The organism is Variovorax sp. OV084, assembly GCF_900111625.1.
In the GTDB taxonomy this organism is placed as follows: Bacteria; Pseudomonadota; Gammaproteobacteria; order Burkholderiales; family Burkholderiaceae_C; genus Variovorax.
This window is the reverse complement of the sequence record NZ_FOII01000001.1, coordinates 799,267-821,469: the sequence shown is the minus strand read 5'-3', so window position 1 is coordinate 821,469 and position 22,203 is coordinate 799,267. Positions and strand designations below refer to the sequence as shown.

The following is a 22,203-nucleotide window of genomic DNA, read 5'->3' as shown; positions in this document are numbered from 1 at the left end:
GCCAACTCACCATGACTCCCTGGAAAGCCGCAAGGCCCGGCGATCGCCTCGACGCCATCGACACCCCCGCGCTCGTGCTCGACCTCGATGCCTTCGAGCGCAACCTCGCGCGCATGGCCGAGGCACTGCGCGGCAGCGGCGTGCGCCTGCGCGCCCATGCCAAGTGCCACAAGACCCCGGAAATCGCCCTGCGCCAGATCGCCCTGGGCGCGACCGGCATCTGCTGCCAGAAAGTCAGCGAGGCGGCGGTGTTCGTCGAAGCCGGCATCTCCGACGTGCTGGTCACCAACCAGGTGATGGGCGAAACCAAGCTGCGCCACCTGGCCGCGCTGGCCCGCCGCGCGCGCATGGGCGTGCTGGTCGATCACCCGCAGCAGGTGCAGGCGCTGGTTGCCGTAGCGCAGGCTGAGGACGTGACGCTGGATGTGTACGTCGAGGTCAACGTCGGGGCCAACCGATGTGGTGTGGCCCCCGGCGAAGAAGCAGTGCGGCTTGCGCAGCAGATCGCGGCCGGTGCACCGCTGCGCTTCATGGGCCTGCACTGCTATCACGGGCCGGCCCAGCACCTGCGCGCGCCGCAGGACCGCGCCGCGGCCATTGCCGCCGCCGCGGAAGCCGCGCGCACGACTCGCGCCGCCATCGAGGCCTGCGGCATCGCCGTCGAGCGCGTAACGGGGGCGGGCACCGGCAGCTTCCTGCACGAGCGCGACTCAGGCGTCTTCAACGAAATCCAGGCCGGCTCCTACGTCTTCATGGACCGCGACTACGGCGACAACCAGCGCGGCGAGCACGACATCGCGTTCGAGCATGCCCTGTTCGTGCGCACGACCGTCATGAGCCGCGTCACGCCCGAGCGCGCCATCGTCGACGCGGGCCTCAAGGCCTCCAGCGTGGACTCGGGCATGCCCACCGTGTGGCAGCGGCCCGACCTGCGCTACGTGAAAGCCGCCGACGAGCACGGTGCGCTGGCCACGCCCGATGCCGCCGCGCTTTCTCTGGGCGACCAACTGATGCTGGTGCCCGGCCATTGCGACCCGACCGTCAATCTCTACGACGACCTGGTCTGCGTGCGCGGCGAGCGGGTGGAGGCCCTGTGGCCGATCGCCGCTCGCGGCGCGCTGCTTTAACTCCTTTCAATCCAAGGCAATCGATGCAGGAAAAATTCGACCTTCTGATCCGCAACGCAAGCATCGTCGACGGCACCGGCGCGCCCCGCTTCACGGGCGACATCGGCATTCGCGGCGACCGCATCGCACGCATCGGCGATCTGTCCGCAGCGCACGGCGAGGTGGAGATCGACCGGGCAGGGCGCGTCGCGGCGCCCGGCTTCATCGACGCCCACACCCACGACGACCGCCTCATGCTGTCCGACCCCGACATGGCGCCCAAGGTCAGCCAGGGCATCACCACCGTGATCGCGGGCAACTGCGGCATTTCGCTGGCGCCGATGCCGGGCGGCATCACGCAACCGGTCACGCCGCCGCTGAACCTGCTCGACGAAGAGGGCGACTGGTTCTCCTTTCCCACCTTCGCCTCGTACATCGGGGAACTGCGCGCCAAGCCCGCCGCGACCAACTGCGCCTTGCTGGTGGGGCACACCACCTTGCGGGTTGCAACGCTGGACGATCTCGAACTGCCGGCGACGCAGGAGCAGATCGCCCGCATGCGCGAACTGGTGCAAGAGGCGCTGCAGGCCGGCGCCATCGGCGTGTCCACCGGCCTGTTCTACGAACCGTCGATTGCCGCGCCCACCGAGGAGGTGATCGAAACCTGCCGTCCGCTGAAGGAATTCAACGGCGTGTATTGCACCCACATGCGCAACGAGGCCGACCGGGTGATCGACTCGCTCGAAGAAACCTTTCGCGTCGGTCGCGAGGTCGGGGTGCAGGTCGTGATCTCGCACATGAAGGTGGTGGGGCCGGCGAACCACGGCCGTTCGGAGGAAGCGCTGTCGTTCATCGAGAAGAACATGGCCAACCAGCCGATCTGCCTGGACTGCTATCCCTACACGGCCGGCTCCACCATCCTGTCGGCAGACCGGGCGGCAAGCTCCTCGCGCGTGATCGTGAGCTGGTCGAAATCGCTGCCCGAACACGCCGGCCGTGACCTGGACGTCATCGCAAAGGAAATGGGCGTCACCGAGGAAGAGGCGATCCGGCGCCTGAGCCCCGCTGGCGGAATCTACTTCCGGCTGGACGAGGCCGATGTGCAGCGCATCCTGAAATTCGACCAGACCATGATCGGCTCCGACGGCCTGCCGCACGATGCATCGCCGCATCCGCGGTTGTGGGGCAGCTTTCCGCGCGTGCTGGGCCACTACGGGCGCCTGCTCGGACTGTTCCCGCTGGAAACCGCGATCTACAAGATGACCGGACTGACGGCGAAGAACTTCGGCCTGAAGGACCGCGGTGTGCTGAAGGAAGGCGCATATGCCGACCTGGCCCTGTTCGACGCGGACACGGTGGGCGAAGCCGCCACGTACGAAGCACCCATTGCACCGGCTCACGGCATCGAGGCGGTGATCGTCAATGGCGCGATCGTGTGGCGCGATGGCGGGTCGACGGGAGCGCGGCCGGGGCGGGTGCTGGCGCGGGAAGTGCCGCAGACGGCGGGCTGAGCAGCGCGCGCACCGAGCCTTTCTTCCGCGAGCGAGCTGGCACACCTGACAATCCGATGCCAACACATCAGAAAAGAATGGTGGCTCGATGGCAACCTCGATCAACGTTGAATTTTCGACTGAGCACGGCGGCACGGGCCTGATCGCGACCGTTTCGATCGGGCGCCTCTTCTGGCCCAAGACCACGACCCGATACATCTGCCACCACATCGACCCACAGACGGGGGGCGCCTGGATCAACGAAGCCACCGGGCGCTCGCCGTCGCAAAGCCTGACCTCGAAGATCAACGTTGCAGCACTCTCGGCCGCGCGACTTGCAGCGCCGCCACCCGGCGGGTCATTGAACCATCTGGACGCACTGGTCGCATCGGCTCCGCGGTCCTTCACCTCCAGGCTGCTGCGCTGGCGACTGCCTTCAATGCACGGCCCTGAGCATCGACAACGGCAACGCGATGACCGCAATGCTGCGAAGACCGAACCGGTCCGGGGACTACTTCAACGCGGAAATCTCCCGACTCTTGATGAGCCTGGAGCGCAGGATGTTGCGGCTGATCCCAAGCAGCCTGGCCGCCTGCACTTGATTGCGGTGGCAGAACTCGAAGGCGGTGCGCATCACGGTGTCCTCGATCAGTTCGAACATCTGTTCGTGAGGCTCGTTGAACAGCTCGCGCAGCACCGTCTCCAGCGCTTGCTGCGGCGTGGCGTGCGCGGAGACCTCGCTCTCGGCTGGACGCCTCTGGATGTTCAACGAGGACAGATGCAGATGCTCCGCGCCCAGCACGCCGTGCTGGCAGATCAGCAGCGCGTGGTGAATCACGTTTTCCAGCTCGCGGATGTTGCCGGGCCAGGCGTGCTCGGAGAGCTTCTGCTCGGCGCTCGCATCGAGCCGCACCGCGCCGTAGCCCAGCCGCTGGCGGTACTCCTCGATGAAATGCCGCGCCAGCGGAAGAATGTCGCCGGGCCGCTCGCGCAGCGTCGGCAGCGCAAGGTGCACCACGTGCAGCCGGTAGAACAGGTCTTCGCGGAAGTTGCCGGCGGCCACCGCGTCCTGCAGCCGCACATTGGTTGCGGCCACCACGCGCACGTCGATGGGCACGCTCTTGCGCGAGCCCAGCCGCACCACCTCGCGCTCCTGCAGCACGCGCAGCAGCTTGACCTGGATCGACAGTGGCAGGTCGCCGATCTCGTCGAGGAACAGCGTGCCGCCGTTGGCCGCCTCGAACCAGCCCGTCTTGGCCGAGAACGCACCGGTGAAGGCGCCTTTCTCGTGGCCGAAGAGCTCGCTCTCGACCAGGCTCTCGGAGAAGGCACCGCAGTTCACGGCCACGAAAGGCCGGCTGCTGCGGCGGCTCAGGTCGTGTACGTGGCGCGCGATCAGCTCCTTGCCGGTGCCGGTCTCTCCGATGATGAGCACGTTGGCATCGCTGGGCGCCACCATGCGCACGCGTTCGAGCAGCGCAGCCGAGCGCGGATCCTGGAACACCTGGGCCGTGGCGCGGATCGAGGTGGTGAGCTTGCGCGGGTTGGGCAGCGTCAGCAGGGTGGGGGCATCCCAGTCCTCGTCCGATGCGGGGGAGGCGTCGGCCGGCGGCAGCACAGCAAGAGGGCGGGTGTAGGCGGTCATGAGTAGAAGGTCGGTACGGGGTATTGCTGCTTGAGGGCCCATTCGCCGAGCTCGCGCAGCTTGTAGGCCACCGGGTCGTGCAGGGTCTGGGTGCGCAGGTTGCGCCAGTGGCGGTCCAGGCGCAGGCCGCCATGCGTGGCGCGCGCGCCGGCCACGTCGAACATGCGCGTACAGATGTCCAGCCCCGTGTTCGTCGCTGCGACCTTCGCGGTGGCCACGGCCACTGCGACGTCGCCGCGCTCGGCCTCGGTCAGCGCTGGGCCGAGCCGCCAGGCCGCGTCGAGCCTGTCGGCCGCGCGATCGGCCAGCACGCGCACGCTCTCCAGGCCGACCCAGAAGTCGCCGTAGTGGCCGAGCACATAGGGGTCCTCGTGCATCTGCGATACATGGGCCGCATGCCACGGGCGCGACTCGTGCAGCGTGTAGTGCCTTGCATCGTTGAAGGCGGCCTCCGCAATGCCGAGGTAGATGTTGGCCAGCACGAGCTGCGACACCAGCGGCCGCAGGCAGGCAAAGGGGGTCGAGAGCGGGCCCGGGTCGGCCAGCACCTCGTGCTGCTCGACGCGCACCTTCTCGAAGGTCACGCTGCCGCTGTCGGTCTGGCGCTGGCCGATGTTGTTCCAGTCGGGCGCGACGAAGATGCCCGAGCGGCCGGTGGGAACCGCCGCGACGATGAAGGCGCCACTGCCTTCCTCGCGCGCCGAGGCGATGAGCATTTCGGAATCGAGCGCGCCCGAGCAGAAGCTCTTCTGCCCGGTGAATTCGCGCCAGCCCTCGTGCGCGCTCGACACCGTGCGGTCGTCCAGCGGATTGAGGGCGTTGCCCCAGAACCATCGACGGCGCGCGGTCTGCTCGAACCATGGCTGCCATTGCACGGGCCGCGCGAAGAGGCGCACCGTGGCGAGCATCAGATGATGAAAGCCGAACACATGCGCGAGCGAGCTGTCGGCCTGCGCGAGCAGGCGCACGACGTCGAGCGTCTCGCGCCAGTCAGCACCGCCGCCGCCGAATTCGGACGGAATGCTCAAGGCGAGCAGGCCGCTTTCACGCAGGGCATCGCGCTCGGCCTTCGGCGTGCCACCGCGCTCGTCGCGCTCCACCGCGGTGGCTGCGAAGCGCTGCATCAGCTCGTGCGCGATGTCGCGAGGGGGTTCGGAAGCAGGAATGGAAAGAACGGAACTCACTGAACTCACACAAGGCCTCGGTATGTGCAGGCAGCACGGTTGCTGCGCCAGCAGCATGTTGGCGGCGCGCAAGCGCCCGGCCAACGATGCGATGCGTATATCGATCCTTGTTTTGCTTCCATGGCAGCAGTGCGGGCGGGCAATGTGCTGCGTGCAGCAGATGTGGTGTTCCGCTGCTGCTGGAGCAGCAGAAATCGCGCGTTTCGGCGCGTTCCCACAGGCAGGTCGACTGGCACGCTAACTGCTGAACCGCCTCATGCAACTTTTCTGGTTTCTCCCCACGCACGGCGACAGCCGCTACCTCGGCACCTCGCGCGGTGCGCGCACCGTGAGCCATCGATACCTGCGGCAAGTGGCCCAGGCCGCCGACGAACTGGGCTACGAGGGCGTGCTGATTCCCACGGGGCGTTCCTGCGAAGACTCGTGGGTGGTCGCCTCGTCGCTGGCGGCTCAGACCGAGCGGCTCAAGTTCCTGGTGGCGATACGCCCCGGCATCATTTCGCCGACCGTTTCCGCGCGCCAGGCCGCGACGCTCGACCGCTTTTCCGATGGCCGCCTGCTCATCAACGTGGTGACCGGCGGCGACCCCGACGAACAGCATGGCGACGGCAGCTTCCTGACGCATGCCGAGCGCTACGAGGTCACCGATGAATTCCTGCGCATCTGGCGCGGCGTTGCGGCCGGCGAGACCGTCAACTTCTCGGGCAAGCACCTGCGCGTGGAGAACGCCAAGACGCTCTATCCGCCGGTGCAGAAGCCCTATCCACCGCTGTGGTTCGGTGGCTCGTCGGACGCGGCCATTGCACTCGCGGGCGAGCAGGTCGACGTGTACCTCACCTGGGGCGAGCCGCCAGGCGACGTGGCCGACAAGATCGCGAAGGCCCGCGCCGCGGCGGCAAAGCACGGACGCACGCTGCGCTTCGGCATCCGGCTGCATGTGATCGTGCGAGAGACCAGCGAGGCGGCCTGGCGCGCCGCCGACGAACTCATTTCCTATGTGACCGACGACACCATCGCCGCCGCTCAGAAGGCTTTCTCGCGCTTCGACTCGGTGGGCCAGCAGCGCATGGCCGCATTGCACGGCGGGCGGCGCGACAGGCTGGAGGTGTCGCCCAACCTGTGGGCCGGCGTGGGCCTGGTGCGCGGTGGCGCGGGCACGGCGCTGGTGGGCAGCCCCGAAGAGGTGGCGGCACGCATCAAGGAATACGCGGCACTCGGCGTGGAGACTTTCATCTTCTCGGGCTACCCGCACCTGGAGGAGGCGTATCGCGTGGCCGAGCTGCTGTTTCCGCTGCTGCCGCTCGACCATGTGCGCCCGGCGGGGCAAGCCAACATCACCGGCCCCTTCGGCGAGGTCATCGCCAACGACATCGTGCCGCCGTCGTCGCGAGTGCCGGTGCCCGAGAAGGCCGCCGCATGAAGCATTTCTCCGCGGAGGCCGGCGACGAAGTCGTGCCGTGGCATGCGACCGCGCAGCGCATTGCGCAGGCATTGGCGCAGACCGCCGTCGAGCGCGACCAGCGTGGGGGCACTCCGAAGGCCGAGCGCGATCTGCTGCGGGGCAGCGGCCTGCTGATGCTCAGCGTGCCGACCGAACTCGGCGGCCTGGGCGCGAGTTGGCAGCAGACGCTCGACGTGGTGCGCGGCTTTGCGCGCGTCGACAGCTCGGTGGCGCACCTGTTCGCCTTTCATCACCTGCTGCTCGCAACCACGCAGCTCTTCGCGCAGCGCGCGCAGTGGCAGCCGTGGATCGAGCAGACCCGCGAGCAGCGCTGGTTCTGGGGCAATGCGTTGAACCCGCTCGACAAGTCCACGCGCGCGCAAGCCGTCGACGGGGGCTATGTGTTCTCGGGCCGCAAGAGCTTCTGCTCCGGCGCCAGCGACTCCGACATGTTGCTCGCCTCGGCCCTCGACGCGAACGATCGCCTGCTGATTGGCGTCGTGCCCACGGGGCGCGCCGGCATTGCGGTGCAGGGTGACTGGGACAACATGGGCCAGCGCCAGACCGACAGCGGCAGCGTGGTGTTCGATGGCGTGCGCGTCGAGGTGAATGAACTGCTGCTCGACCCCGGCCCGCTCTCGACGCCGTTCGCCTGCCTGCGCCCGCTGCTTGCGCAACTGATCCTCGCGAACATCTACCTCGGGCTGGGGGAGGGCGCACTCGAAGAGGCGAAGTCGTTCACGCTGCAGCAAGGCCGCCCCTGGCTGTTCTCGACGGCTTCGGCTGCAAACGAAGACCCTTACGTGCTCACGCACTACGGCGATTTCTGGCTCGCGCTGCAAGGCGCCCGCATGCTGCTCGACCAGGCGGCCGCGGCCTTCGATCAGGCGTGGCTGCGCGGCACTTCGCTCGATGAGCACGAGCGCGGGCAGGTGGCTGTTGCTGTTGCCGCAGCCAAGGTCGCGAGCACACGCGCGAGCCTCGAGGTGGCGCACCGCATGTTCGAGGTGACGGGCGCGCGCGCCACCACCGCCGCGCTGCGCCTGGACCGCTACTGGCGCAACCTGCGCGTGCACACGCTGCACGATCCGGTCGACTACAAGCTGCGAGAACTTGGCGACTGGGCGCTCAATGCGCGCGTGCCGCAACCCAGCTTCTATTCCTGAATTTCGGCATTGCCTTGCAACGGGCCTGCGGCTTCGCGTCGCAGGCCCGTTGTGCTTTCCGGCGTGCACATCGCACTGCTGCAGGGGAAGCAGCTTCTTCATCGGATTGCTGCCTGGCGTTCATGCGACGGCCGCATACCGATCTACCCCAAACAACTATCGCTGCGGAAGTGCTGGCCCATCAGCAACCCACCCGCAGCCTGCTGCCGATCCAGCATGGGCGCAGATAGCCATTTCGCTCTAACTCGTTGATTCATAAGGAAAAAGGAAGTGGCACGCCATTCGCTTATATCGAGTGCGCCGCGAATCGATCGCAGCTTCCAAACAGAGGTCATATCAACATGAGTCGAAAACTGAAAGTCGTTGCCGTCTCCGGCAGCCTGCAACGTCCCTCGCGCACCCTGGTGCTGGTCGATCAACTGCTGGCCGCGCTCGGCAACGAGATCGCCATCGATGCGCGCGTGCTCTCGCTCGGCGAGATCGGCCCGCAGTTTGCCGGCGTGCTCTACCGCAACCAGTTGCCTGCCGCCGTCGAAGAGAGCATTGCCGCCATCGAGTCCGCCGACCTGCTGCTGGTAGCAAGCCCGGTCTATCGCGGCTCGTACACCGGCCTCTTCAAGCACCTGTTCGACTTCGTTCACCACGAGGCGCTGACCGACAAGCCCGTGCTGCTCGCTGCCACCGGTGGCAGCGACCGCCACGCACTGGTCATCGACCACCAGTTGCGCCCGCTCTTCAGCTTCTTCCAGGCCCGCACGCTGCCCATCGGCGTCTACGCGGTCGAGAAGGACTTCGAGGGCTACAAGATCGCCAACCCCGCGCTGCGCGAACGCATCGCGCTGGCCGTGGCGCGCGCCGTGCCACAACTGCGCGATGCCTCGCCGGCCACCACGTCCGCCACGCCCGCCATCCGCAAGCCCGCGCCCGTTGCGCTGGCCGCCTGAAGCCCTCCCACCGACCGTTCACAGAGAGAAACCTGCCATGAGCCAACCGTCTTCCACCGCCGCCCTCGTCAAGTTCGCCTACTGGGTGCCCAACGTCAGCGGCGGCCTCGTGGTCAGCACCATCGAGCAGCGCACCGACTGGAGCCTCGAATACAACCAGCGCCTCGCGGTCGCGGCCGAGAAGGCCGGCTTCGAATACGCGCTGAGCCAGATCCGCTTCACCGCCGGCTACGGCGCCGAGTACCAGCACGAGTCGGTGTCCTTCAGCCAGGCGCTGCTGCATGCGACCACCAAGCTCAAGGTGCTGGCTGCGATCCTGCCCGGTCCATGGAACCCGGCCGTGGTGGCCAAGCAGATCGCCACCATCGACCACATCTCCAATGGCCGCATCGCCATCAACGTGGTGAGCGGCTGGTTCAAGGGTGAGTTCCAGGCCATTGGCGAGCCGTGGCTGGAGCATGACGAGCGCTATCGCCGCTCCAACGAATTCATCCGCGCGCTCAAGGGCATCTGGACGCAGGACAACTTCACCTTCAAGGGCGACTTCTATCGCTTCAGCGACTACACGCTGAGCCCGAAGCCGGTGCAAAAGCCCCACCCCGAAATCTTCCAGGGTGGCAGCTCGCGTGCAGCGCGCGACAACGCGGCCAGCGTGTCGGACTGGTACTTCACCAACGGCAACACGCCCGAGGGCCTGAAAGCGCAGATCGACGACATCCAGGCCAAGGCCGCGCAGAACGGCCACACGGTGCGCATCGGCGTGAACGCCTTCGTCATCGCCCGCGACACCGAAGAGGAAGCCAAGGCCGTGCTGGCCGACATCATCAAGCACGCACACGTCGAGGCGGTGCACGCCTTCGGCGATGCGGCCAAGCAGGCTGGCAAGTCTTCGCCCGAAGGCGAGGGCAACTGGGCCAAGTCCACCTTCGAAGACCTCGTGCAATACAACGACGGCTTCCGCACCAACCTCATCGGCACGCCGCAGCAGATTGCCGAACGCATCGTGGCGCTCAAGGCCATCGGCGTCGACCTCGTCCTGACGGGCTTCCTGCACTTCATCGAGGAGGTGGAGTACTTCGGCGAGAAAGTGCTGCCGCTGGTGCGCAAGCTCGAAGCGGAACAGGCCGCTCGCGGAGAAAAGCCGAGCAAGGCGGCACTGGAAGCCGTGGCGTGAGCCTCGTGATGCCCGATCTTTTCTTCGAGGCGGGGCCCGTCTCGCTGGGCGTCGATCCGGTGGCCTTCGTGCCGGCGGGGCGTGCGGCTGCGGCAGGGGACGACGCCACGACCTCGGCCGTGCTGCGGCTGGAGGGCATCGACCTGTCCTTCGGCGGCGTCACCGCGCTGTCGGGTGTGGACCTGTCGATCGCGAAGGGAGAGATCCGCGCCATCATCGGCCCCAACGGCGCCGGCAAGAGCTCGCTGGTCAACATCATCAGCGGGCTGTACCGGCCCGATCGCGGGCGCGTGTGGATCGGCGGGCGCGGCTTCGGCCACGTGCCGACGGCGCGGCTGGCACGGCTGGGCGTTGCGCGCACTTTCCAGAATCTCGCGCTGTTCAAGGGCCTGAGCGTGCGCGACAACATCGTGCTCGGCCGCGTCGATGCGGCGCGTTCCACCTTCATCGAACAACTGGTCGGGCTGGGCCGCGCACGTCGTGAGCGCGAGGATGCGCGCGCACGGGCCGAAGCGATCATCGGCTTTCTCGGGCTGCGCACCGTGAGCGAGCGGCTGGCCGGCACGCTGGCCTATGGCCTGCAGAAGCGCGTGGAGCTGGCGCGTGCGCTGGTCGCAGCGCCTCGACTGTTGCTGCTCGACGAGCCGATGGCCGGCATGACCGTCACCGAGAAAAGCGAGATGGCGCATTTCGTGCGCGCCGCGCGCGACGAATTCGGCACCACCATCCTGCTGATCGAGCACGACATCGGCGTGGTGCTGGGCCTGTCGGACCGCGTGGCCGTGCTCGACTACGGCCGCAAGATCGCGGACGGCACGCCGGCCGAGGTGCGCAGCGACCCGGCCGTGATCGATGCCTACCTGGGCGTGGCGCATGACGACGCAGAGGGGCAGGCCTGATGGACGGCGCTGACTTCAGCTTCTTCGCCGAGGTGCTCATCGGCGGCCTGCTTTCGGGCGTGATGTATTCACTGGTGGCCATCGGCTTCGTGCTGATCTACAAGACTTCAGGCGTGCTCAACTTCGCGCAGGGCGCGCAGCTGCTGTTTGCTGCGCTCACCTTTGTGAGCCTGGTCGAGCGCGGCGTGCCCTTTGCACTTGCGCTCGTGCTGACCTTCGCCCTCATGGTGCTGCTGGGCCTGACCATCGAGCGCACCGTGCTTCGCCCGCTGGTGAACCAGCCGCCGATCACGCTGTTCATGGCAACGCTGGGCCTGTCGTACGTGATCGAGGGCGTGGCCCAACTGGTGTGGGGCACGCAGGTGCATGCGCTGGAGCTCGGCATCGCGGACGAGCCGCTGCAGCTCTTCGGCATCATGGTCTCGACCTTCGACCTGTTCGCCGCCGCGACGGCGGGCGTGATGGTGGCGGCGCTCTCGGCCTTCTTCCGCTACACACGCGTGGGCCTGGCGTTCCGCGCGGTGGCGGACGACACCTATGCGGCCATCGCGGTGGGCCTGCGCCTGCCGCGCATCTGGGCCACTGTGTGGGCAGCGGCCGGCGTCATCGCGCTGGTGGCCGGGCTGTTGTGGGGCGCGCGGCTGGGTGTGCAGTTCTCCCTCTCGCTCGTGGTGCTGAAGGCACTGCCCGTGCTGGTGCTGGGTGGGTTCGACTCCATTCCTGGCGCGATCGTCGGCGGGCTGGTGATCGGCGCACTGGAGAAGCTGGCCGAGGTGTACATCGGGCCTTTCGTAGGCGGTGGCATCGAGAGCTGGTTCGCTTACGTCGCAGCGCTGGCCTTCCTGCTGATCCGGCCAAGCGGGCTGTTCGGACAGAAACTGGTGGAGCGCGCCTGAGCCATGCGTACCGTTTCCGTGCCTCCATGGACCTGGCCGCTGGCCGTGCTGGCCGTCGCCTTCGGCGTCGTGCCGTTTGTTGCGTCCGGCTATGTGTTCGACGCGCTGCTGATCCCGTTCCTTGCGCTGTCGCTCGCGGCTGTAGGCCTCAACCTGCTGACCGGCTACGCAGGCCAGCTGTCGCTGGGTACCGCGGCCTTCATGGCGGTCGGCGCCTTCGCGGCCTACAACTTCAACCTGCGCGTGGAAGGACTGCCGCTGCTCGTGAGCATCGGCCTCGCTGGCCTTGCCGCCACGGCCGTGGGCCTGGTGTTCGGGCTGCCGAGCCTGCGGCTGCGCGGCTTCTACCTTGCGGTGTCGACGCTGGCCGCGCAGTTCTTCGTGCAATGGGCGTTGACCAAGTTCGGCTGGTTCAGCAACGACAACCCCTCGGGCGTGATCGACGCGCCGGCGCTCGAGGTGGCGGGCATCGTGTTCGACACGCCGGTGGGGCGCTACATCTTCTCGCTGACCGTCGTCACGGTGTTGACGCTGCTGGCATGGCGCCTCGTGCGCACGCAGACGGGCCACCACTTCATCGCCGTGCGCGACAACGAACTGGCGGCGCGCGTCATCGGCGTGCCGGTGCTGCGCACCAAGCTGCTGGCGTTCGCGGTGTCGTCGTTCATCGTCGGCGTGGCGGGCGTGCTGTGGGGTTTCGTGTACCTGCGCACCGTGGAGCCGGCGGGCTTCAACCTCGACCGCTCGTTCCAGATCCTGTTCATCGTGATCATCGGCGGGCTCGCGACGATCCGCGGGGCCTTCTTCGGCGCGGCGCTCATCGTGGTGTTTCCGCTGCTGCTCTCGCGCGTGGGCAGCTTCTTCTTCGGCGGCTGGTTCGATTCGGGCGTGCTCGACATGAGCCAGCGCATCGTGCTGGGCGCACTGATCATTTTCTTCCTCGCCGTCGAGCCGCAGGGGCTGGTCGCCCTCTGGGACCGCGCGCGCAGGCGCCTCTTGAGGCTCCTGCCGGCCTGAGCGAACGGCACTTCTTTTTCTTTTTTCTTCGCATCCCGAGAGTCTTCATCACCATGTCCTTCATCAAGCACCTGAAAACCGCGGCCGTGGCCGTCACCCTGGCCGCGAGCGGCCTGCAGCTCGCGCATGCCGACGGCAACGAACAGTTCTTCCCGCTGCAGAGCTATCGCGTCGGTCCTTACGCGGCTGGCGGCACGGGCTTCTTCGGCGGCTTCATCGACTACCTCCACCTGGTGAACACGCGCGACGGCGGCGTGGGCGGCGTCAAGCTGACCTGGGAGGAGGGCGAGACGCAGTACGAAGTGGAGCGCGGCGTGGAGGTGTACGAGCGCCTCAAGCAGCGCCCCGGCATCGCGACCTGGAACCCGCTGTCGGTCGGCATCGCCTATGCGCTGATCGACCGCGTGACGGCCGACAAGGTGCCGCTGCTCACCATCAACCACGGCCGCACCGACACCACAGACGGCCGCGTGTTCAAGTACATCTTTCCGCTGCTGCTCAATCCGTACAGCGAGACCTCGGGCATCGTGAACTACATCGCGGGCAAGGAGGGCGGCACCGACAAGCTCAAGGGCAAGAAGATCGTGGTGCTGTACCACGGCTCGCCCTACGGCAAGGAGACCATCCCGATCTATGAGCTGCTCGCGAAGAAGTATGGCTTCACGCTGCAGCAGATCGAGGTACCGCACCCGGGCAACGAACAGCAATCGCAGTGGCTCACCATCCGCCGCGTGAAGCCCGACTACGTGGTGCTGCGCGGCTGGGGCGTGATGAATCCGGTGGCGCTCAAGACAGCGCAGAAGACGGGCTTTCCGGTCGACCACATCGTGGGCAACGTCTGGTCCAACTCCGAGGAAGATGTGATCCCGGCCGGCGATGCGGCCAAGGGCTACGTGGCCATCACCACCGTGGCGGCGGGTGCGCAGTACCCGGTGCTGCAGGAGATCACCAAGACCGTCTACGGCGCGGGCAAGGGCAACCTGCAGGACACCAAGCGCATCGGCAGCGTCTATCACAACCTCGGCGTGCTCAACGGCATCCTGAACGTGGAGGCCATTCGCATCGCGCAGGCGAAGTTCGGCAAGCGCACGCTCACCGGCGACGAAGTCCGCTGGGGCCTGGAAAACCTGAAGATCGACGAGGCACGCGCCGCGGCGCTCGGCGCCAAGGGCCTGTTCCATTCGATCAACGTGACCTGGGACAACCACGAAGGCGATGGCCGCGTGGCCTTCCAGCAGTGGGACGGCAGCAAGTGGAACGTGGTGTCCGACTGGATCGCGCCCGACTGGAAGCTGCTGCGGCCGATCATCGAAAAATCTTCGCTGGCCTATGCCAAGGAAAAGAACGTCAAGGTGCGCAAGAGCATCGACGACTGAACCCCACGCACGTCCTCATTCGAAATCACTCGCAAGTCGAAAGGCCATCCGATGTCCGCTGTTCTCCAACCCTCCGCATCCGCACCGGCCGCAGCCAACGATGCAGTGCCCGGCCTGCCGCTGCCCGACGCGCCCGCGCATGTGATCCGCGACGACGCCGAAGCCATCGCCGTGGCGCATGCCCTGGCCGCGAAGCTGATCGTCGGCGCCTCCGAGCGCGACCGCCTGCGCCGCTGGCCCGTCGAGGAGATCGACGCCTATTCGCAGAGCGGCCTCTGGGCCATCAACGTGCCCAAGGCCTTCGGCGGCGCAGAGGTGTCGTATGCCACGCTGGCCGAGGTGATCGCGATCATCTCGGCGGCCGACCCTTCGCTCGGGCAGATCACGCAGAACCACCTGGGCTTCGTCGCCGCGGTGCGCACGGTGTCCGACGCGGCGCAGCAGAAGCTGTTCTTCGCCGACTTCCTGCGCGGCGTACGCTGGGGCAATGCGTTCTCGGAATCGGGCTCCAGGCGCGCGGCCGATTTCGAGACGCGCTTCACCGACGCGGGCGACCATGTGGTGGTGACCGGCAAGAAGTTCTATTCGACCGGCGCGCTGCTCGCGCACTACGTGCCCATCGTGGCCAACGACGAGCAGGGCAACACCTGGTACGTGGTGGCCGAGCGCAATGCGCCGGGCCTCACGGTGATCGACGACTGGTCGGCCTTCGGCCAGCGCACCACGCTCAGCGGCACGGTGGTCATCGACCACGTGAAGGTACCGAAGACGCACCTGATGCCGGCCTACAAGGGCTATGACACGCCCTCGGCCGACGGCGCCATCTTCCAGATCATCCAGGCGGCGGTCGACGTGGGCATTGCGCGCGGCACCATCGCGGAGACGGTCGATTTCATCCGCACCAAGACGCGCCCGTGGATCGACAGCCAGCGCGACCATGCGTGGGAAGACCCGTACTCGATCCAGGCGGTGGGCGACCTGCAGATCCGGCTGCATGCGAGCGAGGCCCTGCTGGAGCGTGCGGGCCGTGCGATCGACCGCGCGGTGGCCACGCCAGATGCCGACAGCGTGGCTGCGGCACAGATTGCGACGGCGGAAGCCAAGGTGCTGTCTACCGAGATCGCGATTCTTGCGACCAACAAGCTGTTCGAACTGGCGGGCACGCGATCGACGCTGGGGCAGTACAACCTCGACCGCCATTGGCGCAATGCACGCACGCACACGCTGCATGACCCCGTGCGCTGGAAGTACGCCATCGTGGGCAACTACTTCCTCAATGGCGTGAAGCCGCCGTTCCATGCCTGGAGCTGAGGTGACGGCCCCCTTGTTGCGCATCGAAGCCATCGAGGCCGCGTACCAACGCTCCATCGTCGCGCTGCACGGTGTGAGCCTGGACGTGCGCGCCGGCGAAATCCACGCGTTGCTCGGCGCCAACGGTGCAGGCAAGTCGACCACGCTCAAGGCGGTGTCGAACCTGCTGCCGGCCGAGCGCGGGCAGGTGACGGCCGGGCGCATCGTCTTCGACGGGCACGACACCGGCCGCACCAGCCCGGCAGATCTCGTGCGGCTCGGCCTGGTGCAGGTGCTGGAGGGCCGCCACTGCTTTCGCACGCTGACTGTGGAAGAAAACCTGCTGACCGGCGGGCTCGGCCGCAGCACGCGGCGCTCGGAAGTCGCCGAAGACCTCGCGCGGGTCTACGCGATCTTTCCGAAGCTGAAGGAAAGACGACGCACGCTCGCCGGCCTGAGCTCCGGCGGCGAACAGCAGATGACGGCCATCGGCCGCGCGCTGATGTCGCGGCCCCGGCTGCTGGTGCTCGACGAGCCGTCGATGGGGCTGGCACCGCTGGTGGTGCGCGACATCTTCGAGCAGCTGCGGCGGCTCAACCGCGAGCAGGGCCTGTCGATCCTCGTGGCCGAGCAGAACTCCACCGTCGCGCTTCAGTACGCCGACCGCGCAACGGTGCTCGAGGCGGGCGTCGCGGTACTTGGCGGCGATGCACAGGCCCTGCGCCAGCGTGCCGACATCCAGTCTTTCTATTTCGGCGAAGGCGTTCCCGAAGCCGTGGCCTGAAGACCGAACCTAGCGCCCGGCAACCTCGGCCAGCAGCGCCTGGCTGCTCATTCGCGGCGACGGGGGAAGGGCCTCCGGCGCGCCGGTCGTGCGAATCACGCGGTTGCTGCTCAGTACCCGGTTGCGCACCTGCTGCGCGCCTGCCGTGAGGTTGTAGTCGATGCGGTAGTCCCATGCCGCGACCGGCACCTTGCGATCACCAAGGCGCTCGATGCGCACTTCCGCCGCGCTGCGCTCGCCCGGCCTGATCTCGCTGGCCTGCGAGAAGCCCCGCCCGAAGCCGATGACCGTTCCGGCACTGTCGTACAGCGTGACCAGCACCTCGATGCCGACCAGTGCCATTTCATCCTTGCGCGTGTTGGCGAGGCGGCCATACAGCCATGTCTCGCCTTCCTGCTGCACCAGCCGCGCGCGCGCGAACTGCAGCGGCGGGCCCTCGATCTTCCAGTACGGTGCCGACAGCGCATCCACCTGCAGTTCCTGCCGCGCGGGGGTTCCGTCGCCCGGCAGATTGATCAGCATCGGCACCATCTCGCCGGGCATCAGCGTGCCGATGGGAACAGATTCGCTGTTCTCGCCGATGCGGCTGTCGCGGCCGAAGAAGATCGCCTTGACGTTCGGCCGCTCGAGGGCCGTGCCGGTTTCGTTGCGCGCAATCACCAGCAGCTGGGGTTTGGCCGAGCTGCCGTTGCCCACCAGCACCTGGCGCGCCTCGAGCTTGAGGCCTTCGCTCGGAATGGTGCGCTGCGCTGTCGAAGCCCCGCCGGGCCTGTACGTTCTTGGCGGCTGGTTGCGGTCGATGACGTAGGCCATGACACCGAAGAAGCCCGTGACCAGCACCACCACCGCCGCCGCGGCCAGGGCTATCGTCCGCGCCATGGTCTTGGCGCGTGCCGACTGCTCGACCGCCAGTCTCCGGCCGGCTTCGTCCTTGACCTGCTCGAGCACCCGCTCCAGCCGGTCGGAGACGTCGTCCTCGACGACCGACATCGACCCGCAATGCGCGCAGGTGTACTGGTTGAGACCGGAGCGTTGAAGCACGCTGCTGCCGCATTCACCGCACTTCAGCGTCTGCAGGTCGATGGTCAAAGGTGCTCCCTCGTGGCGATTGCGCCGCGGCGGCGATGCCGGGCGTTACCGTGCGCATCTTAGCGAGGAGCCGGATTGCCAACGGCGCTCAGATCGGCGTGCCAGTGTTCTCCGTCCATCCACCGCCCAGCGTCTTGTAGAAGGTCACGAGGTTCGTCAGGCGCGACAGGCGCGTGGTGATGAGGTTCTGCTGCGCCGTGTAAAGCGAGCGCTGCGAATCGAGCACGCTCAGATAGCTGTCGACGCCACGGCGGAATCGCGCGTCCGACAGCCGGTAGCTCTCCGCCGTTGCGTTCACCAGCGACTGTTGTGCATCGAGCTGGCGGCCCAGCGTGTTGCGTTGCGCCAGTGCGTCCGAAACCTCGCGGAACGCCGTCTGGATTGCCTTCTCGTACTGCGCCACCGAGATGTCGCGGCTCACGGTCGCGATCTTGAGGTTGGCGCGGTTGGCGCCGCCGTCGAAGATCGGCAGCGTGATCTGCGGTGCGAAGCTCCAACTGCCCGAGCCGCCCTTGAACAGGCCCGAGAGTTGGCTGCTCGACGTGCCGGCCGACGCGGTGAGGCTGATGCTCGGATAGAAAGCCGCGCGCGCCGCACCGATGTAGGCGTTGGCGGCTTTCAGGTCGCGCTCGGCCTGCAGGATGTCGGGCCGCCGTTGCAGCAGCTCCGAGGGCAGCCCGGGCGGAATGGTGGCCAGCGGGCTCGCTGCGGCTGCCGTGCCATCGGGCAGTGATTGCGGCAGCAGTTCGTCCGGCACGTCGGCGCCCACGAGCAGCACCAGCGCATTGCGGTCTTGCGCTACCTGCGAGGTATAGCGCTCGACGTCGACGCGCGCGGTGTCGACGCTGGTCTGCGCCTGGCTCAGCGTGAGCGCCGATGCCGCGCCCAATTCGAAGCTTCGCTGGTTGAGGCTGTAGGAATCGCTCTGGCTGCGCAGGGTGTCGCGCGCGAGCTTCAGCTGGTCCTGGTCGGCCGCGAGCGTGAGGTAGCTCGTCGCCACCTCGGCCACCAGCGTGATCTGCGTGCTGCGGCGCGCCTCGGCGGTGGAGAAGAACTGCTCCAGCGCCTGCGCACTCAGGCTTCGCACGCGACCGAACAGGTCGATTTCGTAGGAGCTGAACCCGACCGAAGCGCTGTACTGCCGCGCCGTGAGGGCTTCGCCGGTCGACGACAGGTCGGCCGGCGTGCGGCTGCCGCTGCCGCCGGCACTGGCGTTGACGGTGGGGAAGAGCGCTGCGTCCTGCACCCGGTACTGGGCGCGGGCCTTCTCGATGTTCAGCACCGCGACGCGCAAGTCGCGGTTGTTGGCGAGGCTCATCTCGATCACGCGCTGCAGCGACGGATCGGTGAAGACATCGCGCCAGCCGAGATCGGCGACCGGCGTGGAGGCCGGGGCGTTGCCTGTGTCGCCGGCGAATTTGCCGGCCACGGGCGCCGCGGGTTGCTGGTAGGTGGGAATCAGGCTGCAGCCGGCCATCAGGGCGGCGAGCGCGAGCGGAGCAAGGCGGAACGGTTTCATGGCAGACACCTCAGGAAGCGGCCGCAGCCGGTTGTGCATGCGAGTCCGGCAAGGCGGGCAAAGCAGGCGAGGGCGACCGTCCCTTGAAGAGGCCGCGCACCAGCACGAAGAAAAGAGGCACGAAGAAGATCGCGAGCAGCGTGCCCGACAACATGCCGCCGATCACCGCTGTGCCCAGCGCATGCTGCGCGCCGGCCCCCGCACCGGTGCCCAGCACCATCGGCAACACGCCGAGCACGAAGGCCAGCGAGGTCATGAGGATGGGCCGCAGCCGCATGCGAGCAGCCTCCATCGCCGACTCGACCAGGCTCTTGCCGTGCGCATGCAGGTCCTTCGCGAACTCGACGATCAGGATGGCGTTCTTCGACGCCAGCCCGATGGTCGTGAGCAGGCCGACCTGGAAGTACACGTCGTTCATCTTCCACGTCAGGATCGCGCCGACAAGCGCGCCCAGCACGCCGAGCGGCACCACCAGGATCACCGAGAACGGAATCGCCCAGCTTTCGTACAGCGCCGCAAGGCACAGGAACACGATCAGGATCGACAGCCCATAGAGCAGGCCGGTCTGGCCGCTCGATGCCTTCTCCTGGCGCGACAGGCCGGTCCATTCGTAGCCGATGCCCGGCGGCAGTTTGGCGACTGCGGCTTCGACGATGGCGAGTGCGTCACCGCTCGATGCGGCTCCCGGCATCGCCATGCCCAGGATTTCCACCGAGGGCACCCCGTTGTAGCGCTCCAGGCGGGGCGAGCCGGAACTCCAGCCCGCCTTGGCGAATGAGGTGAAGGGCACCATCGTTCCGGCGCTGTTGCGCACGTACCAGCGGTCGATGTCCTCCGGCAGCATCCGGTACTGTGCATCGGCCTGCAGCATCACCTTCTTCACGCGCCCCTTGTCGATGAAGTCGTTGACGTAGCTGCTGCCCCAGGCGGTGGAGAAGGTGTCGTTGATGTCGGACATCGAAAGGCCCTGGGCCTGTGCCTTGTGCGGATCGATCTCGAGCCTGAATTCGGGCGTGTCTTCCATCCCGTTGGGGCGCACGGCCACCAGGCGCTTGTCCTTGGCCAGCGTGCCGAGCAGTTGGTTGCGCGCCTGCATCAGGGCCTCGTGCCCGAGGTTGGCGCGGTCCTGCAGCATCAGGTCGAAGCCGGTCGCGTTGCCGAGCTCTGCCACGGCGGGCGGTGCGAAGGCGAACACCTTTGCGTCCCTGATCGTGTTGAAGAAGGCGCCGGCCTTTGCGGCCACTCCCGTCACGCTCAGTGCTTCGCCCTCGCGTTCATTCCAGGGCTTGAGCTTGATGAAGGCAAAGCCCGTGTTCTGCCCGCTGCCCGCGAAGCTGAAACCCGCCACCGTGAAGATGCCCGAGACAGCGTCTTTCTGATCGACCAGGAAGTGATGCTCCACCTGGCGGATGACTTCTTCCGTGCGCGTGTTCGTCGCGCCCGGTGGCAGCTGCACCAGCGCAAACATCGTGCCCTGGTCTTCGTCGGGCAGAAAGCCGACCGGCAGCTTCATGAAGCCGAACACCACCACGGCAAACAAGACCGCATACAGGGCCATGTAGCGCCAGCCCTTGCCCACCATGTGCCGCACGATGCCCTGGTAGCGGCGATTGCCGCGATCGAAGCTGCGGTTGAACCAGCCGAAGAAGCCGGTGGTGGCCATCGCATGATCCTTGTCGATCGGCTTGAGCAGGGTTGCGCAAAGAGCGGGCGTGAGCACCAGCGCCACGAGCACCGACAGCGTCATGGCCGAGACGATGGTGATGGAGAACTGCCGGTAGATCACGCCCGTGGAGCCGCCGAAGAAAGCCATCGGCACGAACACCGCCGCCAGCACCAGGGCCACGCCGACCAGCGCGCCGGTGATCTGGCCCATGGACTTGCGCGTGGCCTCCTTGGGCGGGAGGCCTTCATCGGCCATCACACGCTCGACGTTCTCGACCACCACGATTGCATCGTCCACCAGCAGCCCGATGGCGAGCACCATCGCGAACATCGTCAGTGTGTTGATGGTGAAGCCGAAGGCCGCGAGCACGCCGAAGGTGCCCAGCAGCACCACCGGAACCGCAATGGTCGGGATCAGCGTGGCGCGGAAATTCTGCAGGAAGAGATACATCACCAGGAACACCAGCACCACGGCCTCTACGAGCGTCTTGATGACCTCCTCGATGGAGATCCGCACGAAGGGCGTGGTGTCGTAGGGCTTCTGCACCTTCATGCCCTGCGGAAAGAACTTCTCGAGCTCGGCGAGGCGCGCATCGACGGCCTTGACCGTGTCGAGTGCATTGGCGCCGGTGGCCAGCTTGATGGCCAGGCCCGCGGCCGGCTTGCCGTTGTAGCGACCGACCGTGTTGTACGACTCGCTGCCGAGCTCGATTCGGGCGACGTCGCGCAGGCGGACCTGCGAGCCGTCGGTCTGCGTGCGCAGCAGGATGTCCTCGAACTCCTGCGCTGTCTTCAGGCGTGTCTGCGAGGTGATGGTGGCGTTGAGCTGCTGGTTGCTTGCCGCAGGCATGCCGCCGAGCTGGCCGGCCGAAACCTGCGCGTTCTGCACCGTGATCGCGTTCTTCACATCCAGCGGCGTGAGGCTGAAGCTGGAGAGCTTGTTCGGGTCGAGCCATACGCGCATGGCGTACTGCGAGCCGAAGAGCGTGGTGTCGCCCACGCCCTCGACGCGGCTGATTGCGTCCTGGACGTTGGCCGCGACGTAGTCGGACAGGTCCGACCCGTTCATGCTGCCGTCTTCGGAGGTGAAGGCCAACACGTTCAGAAAGTTGGTGGCCGACTTCGTGACGGTGACGCCCTGCTGCTGCACCTCTTGCGGCAGCAGCGGCGTGGCGAGCGAGAGCTTGTTCTGCACCTGCACCTGCGCGGTGTCGGGGTCGGTGCCGTTCTCGAAGGTGAGCGTGATGGTGACCGAGCCCGACGACTCGCTGGTCGAGGCCATGTAGCTCAGCCGGTCCAGCCCCTTCATCTTCTGCTCGATGACCTGGGTGACGGTGTCTTCGAGCGTCTTGGCGGAAGCACCGGGGTAGTTGGCGGTGATCGCGACGGCGGGCGGCGCGATGCTCGGGTACTGCGCGATCGGCAGGGTGGCGATGGACATGACGCCGCCCAGCATCACGATGATGGCGAGGACCCACGCGAAGATGGGGCGGTCGATGAAGAAGCGTGCCATGGTGG

General features: G+C 67.1%; 17 protein-coding genes. 12 read left to right on the top strand and 5 right to left on the bottom strand.

Annotation, left to right across the window (positions count from 1 at the left end):
* Nucleotides 1-11 precede the first annotated feature (11 nt).
* On the top strand, nucleotides 12-1,127 hold the full coding sequence (locus BMW87_RS04040; protein WP_093074347.1) for a DSD1 family PLP-dependent enzyme: 1,116 nt from the start codon (nucleotides 12-14) through the stop codon (nucleotides 1,125-1,127).
* Nucleotides 1,128-1,150: 23 nt separating this feature from the next.
* Nucleotides 1,151-2,617 (top strand): N-acyl-D-amino-acid deacylase family protein, encoded by a 1,467-nt coding sequence (locus tag BMW87_RS04035; protein ID WP_093074345.1) that lies wholly within the window; start codon nucleotides 1,151-1,153, stop codon nucleotides 2,615-2,617.
* Nucleotides 2,618-3,107: 490 nt separating this feature from the next.
* Here BMW87_RS04035 and BMW87_RS04030 read toward each other — a convergent pair whose 3' ends face one another.
* Together BMW87_RS04030 and BMW87_RS04025 are read right to left on the bottom strand one after the other, a co-directional pair.
* The gene (locus tag BMW87_RS04030; RefSeq protein WP_093074343.1) at nucleotides 3,108-4,241 is read right to left on the bottom strand and encodes a sigma-54 interaction domain-containing protein; all 1,134 of its coding nucleotides are present in this window, start codon (nucleotides 4,239-4,241) and stop codon (nucleotides 3,108-3,110) included.
* Nucleotides 4,238-5,425, bottom strand: a complete 1,188-nt coding sequence (locus BMW87_RS04025; RefSeq protein ID WP_256216643.1) for an acyl-CoA dehydrogenase family protein — start codon at nucleotides 5,423-5,425, stop codon at nucleotides 4,238-4,240. The genes BMW87_RS04030 and BMW87_RS04025 overlap by 4 nt, the downstream gene beginning before the upstream one ends.
* A 256-nt stretch (nucleotides 5,426-5,681) precedes the next feature.
* Here BMW87_RS04025 and ssuD point away from each other — a divergent pair, with 256 nt between their 5' ends.
* The 10 genes from ssuD to BMW87_RS03975 all read left to right on the top strand — a co-directional run bounded on the left by ssuD (nucleotide 5,682) and on the right by BMW87_RS03975 (nucleotide 16,412).
* On the top strand, nucleotides 5,682-6,845 hold the full coding sequence (gene ssuD / locus BMW87_RS04020; protein ID WP_093074341.1) for an FMNH2-dependent alkanesulfonate monooxygenase: 1,164 nt from the start codon (nucleotides 5,682-5,684) through the stop codon (nucleotides 6,843-6,845).
* Complete coding sequence (locus BMW87_RS04015) at nucleotides 6,842-8,032, top strand: acyl-CoA dehydrogenase family protein (protein WP_093074339.1); 1,191 nt, start codon at nucleotides 6,842-6,844, stop codon at nucleotides 8,030-8,032. The genes ssuD and BMW87_RS04015 overlap by 4 nt, the downstream gene beginning before the upstream one ends.
* Nucleotides 8,033-8,373: 341 nt before the next feature.
* Nucleotides 8,374-8,976, top strand: a complete 603-nt coding sequence (gene msuE / locus BMW87_RS04010; RefSeq protein ID WP_093074337.1) for an FMN reductase — start codon at nucleotides 8,374-8,376, stop codon at nucleotides 8,974-8,976.
* 37 nt (nucleotides 8,977-9,013) lie between these two features.
* Complete coding sequence (gene sfnG / locus BMW87_RS04005) at nucleotides 9,014-10,150, top strand: dimethylsulfone monooxygenase SfnG (RefSeq protein ID WP_093074335.1); 1,137 nt, start codon at nucleotides 9,014-9,016, stop codon at nucleotides 10,148-10,150.
* 8 nt (nucleotides 10,151-10,158) lie between these two features.
* Nucleotides 10,159-11,049 carry an ABC transporter ATP-binding protein gene (locus BMW87_RS04000; RefSeq protein WP_093075208.1) on the top strand — a complete coding sequence of 297 codons (891 nt, stop codon included), beginning with the start codon at nucleotides 10,159-10,161 and terminating at the stop codon, nucleotides 11,047-11,049.
* Complete coding sequence (locus BMW87_RS03995; RefSeq protein WP_093074333.1) at nucleotides 11,049-11,945, top strand: branched-chain amino acid ABC transporter permease; 897 nt, start codon at nucleotides 11,049-11,051, stop codon at nucleotides 11,943-11,945. Before BMW87_RS04000 ends, BMW87_RS03995 begins: the two co-directional genes overlap by 1 nt.
* 3 nt (nucleotides 11,946-11,948) lie before the next feature.
* Nucleotides 11,949-12,962 (top strand): branched-chain amino acid ABC transporter permease, encoded by a 1,014-nt coding sequence (locus BMW87_RS03990; protein WP_093074331.1) that lies wholly within the window; start codon nucleotides 11,949-11,951, stop codon nucleotides 12,960-12,962.
* A gap of 53 nt (nucleotides 12,963-13,015) precedes the next feature.
* Nucleotides 13,016-14,338: an ABC transporter substrate-binding protein gene (locus BMW87_RS03985; RefSeq protein WP_093074329.1), complete on the top strand. Its 1,323-nt coding sequence runs from the start codon at nucleotides 13,016-13,018 to the stop codon at nucleotides 14,336-14,338.
* Between the two features lie 51 nt (nucleotides 14,339-14,389).
* Nucleotides 14,390-15,649 (top strand): SfnB family sulfur acquisition oxidoreductase, encoded by a 1,260-nt coding sequence (locus BMW87_RS03980; protein ID WP_093074327.1) that lies wholly within the window; start codon nucleotides 14,390-14,392, stop codon nucleotides 15,647-15,649.
* Between the two features lies 1 nt (nucleotide 15,650).
* Nucleotides 15,651-16,412 (top strand): ABC transporter ATP-binding protein, encoded by a 762-nt coding sequence (locus BMW87_RS03975; protein WP_093074325.1) that lies wholly within the window; start codon nucleotides 15,651-15,653, stop codon nucleotides 16,410-16,412.
* A gap of 9 nt (nucleotides 16,413-16,421) precedes the next feature.
* On the opposite strand, the gene BMW87_RS03970 is transcribed toward BMW87_RS03975, so the two are convergent.
* From BMW87_RS03970 to BMW87_RS03960, 3 genes are all read right to left on the bottom strand, one after another.
* Nucleotides 16,422-17,501: a hypothetical protein gene (locus tag BMW87_RS03970; RefSeq protein WP_093074323.1), complete on the bottom strand. Its 1,080-nt coding sequence runs from the start codon at nucleotides 17,499-17,501 to the stop codon at nucleotides 16,422-16,424.
* 88 nt (nucleotides 17,502-17,589) lie between these two features.
* On the bottom strand, nucleotides 17,590-19,020 hold the full coding sequence (gene adeC / locus BMW87_RS03965) for an AdeC/AdeK/OprM family multidrug efflux complex outer membrane factor (protein ID WP_093074321.1): 1,431 nt from the start codon (nucleotides 19,018-19,020) through the stop codon (nucleotides 17,590-17,592).
* Nucleotides 19,021-19,030: 10 nt separating this feature from the next.
* Entirely contained in the window at nucleotides 19,031-22,198 is a 3,168-nt protein-coding gene (locus tag BMW87_RS03960) for an efflux RND transporter permease subunit (protein ID WP_093074319.1), read from the bottom strand.
* Nucleotides 22,199-22,203 lie beyond the last annotated feature (5 nt).

What these genes read in the sequence shown, in the direction of transcription:
- BMW87_RS04040 (WP_093074347.1), top strand. Translation starts at nt 12, where the DNA reads ATGACTCCCTGGAAAGCCGCAAGGCCCGGCGATCGCCTCGACGCCATC.
- BMW87_RS04035 (WP_093074345.1), top strand. Translation starts at nt 1,151, where the DNA reads ATGCAGGAAAAATTCGACCTTCTGATCCGCAACGCAAGCATCGTCGAC.
- BMW87_RS04030 (WP_093074343.1), bottom strand. Translation starts at nt 4,241, where the DNA reads ATGACCGCCTACACCCGCCCTCTTGCTGTGCTGCCGCCGGCCGACGCC.
- ssuD (WP_093074341.1), top strand. Translation starts at nt 5,682, where the DNA reads ATGCAACTTTTCTGGTTTCTCCCCACGCACGGCGACAGCCGCTACCTC.
- BMW87_RS04015 (WP_093074339.1), top strand. Translation starts at nt 6,842, where the DNA reads ATGAAGCATTTCTCCGCGGAGGCCGGCGACGAAGTCGTGCCGTGGCAT.
- msuE (WP_093074337.1), top strand. Translation starts at nt 8,374, where the DNA reads ATGAGTCGAAAACTGAAAGTCGTTGCCGTCTCCGGCAGCCTGCAACGT.
- sfnG (WP_093074335.1), top strand. Translation starts at nt 9,014, where the DNA reads ATGAGCCAACCGTCTTCCACCGCCGCCCTCGTCAAGTTCGCCTACTGG.
- BMW87_RS04000 (WP_093075208.1), top strand. Translation starts at nt 10,159, where the DNA reads ATGCCCGATCTTTTCTTCGAGGCGGGGCCCGTCTCGCTGGGCGTCGAT.
- BMW87_RS03995 (WP_093074333.1), top strand. Translation starts at nt 11,049, where the DNA reads ATGGACGGCGCTGACTTCAGCTTCTTCGCCGAGGTGCTCATCGGCGGC.
- BMW87_RS03990 (WP_093074331.1), top strand. Translation starts at nt 11,949, where the DNA reads ATGCGTACCGTTTCCGTGCCTCCATGGACCTGGCCGCTGGCCGTGCTG.
- BMW87_RS03985 (WP_093074329.1), top strand. Translation starts at nt 13,016, where the DNA reads ATGTCCTTCATCAAGCACCTGAAAACCGCGGCCGTGGCCGTCACCCTG.
- BMW87_RS03980 (WP_093074327.1), top strand. Translation starts at nt 14,390, where the DNA reads ATGTCCGCTGTTCTCCAACCCTCCGCATCCGCACCGGCCGCAGCCAAC.
- adeC (WP_093074321.1), bottom strand. Translation starts at nt 19,020, where the DNA reads ATGAAACCGTTCCGCCTTGCTCCGCTCGCGCTCGCCGCCCTGATGGCC.
- BMW87_RS03960 (WP_093074319.1), bottom strand. Translation starts at nt 22,198, where the DNA reads ATGGCACGCTTCTTCATCGACCGCCCCATCTTCGCGTGGGTCCTCGCC.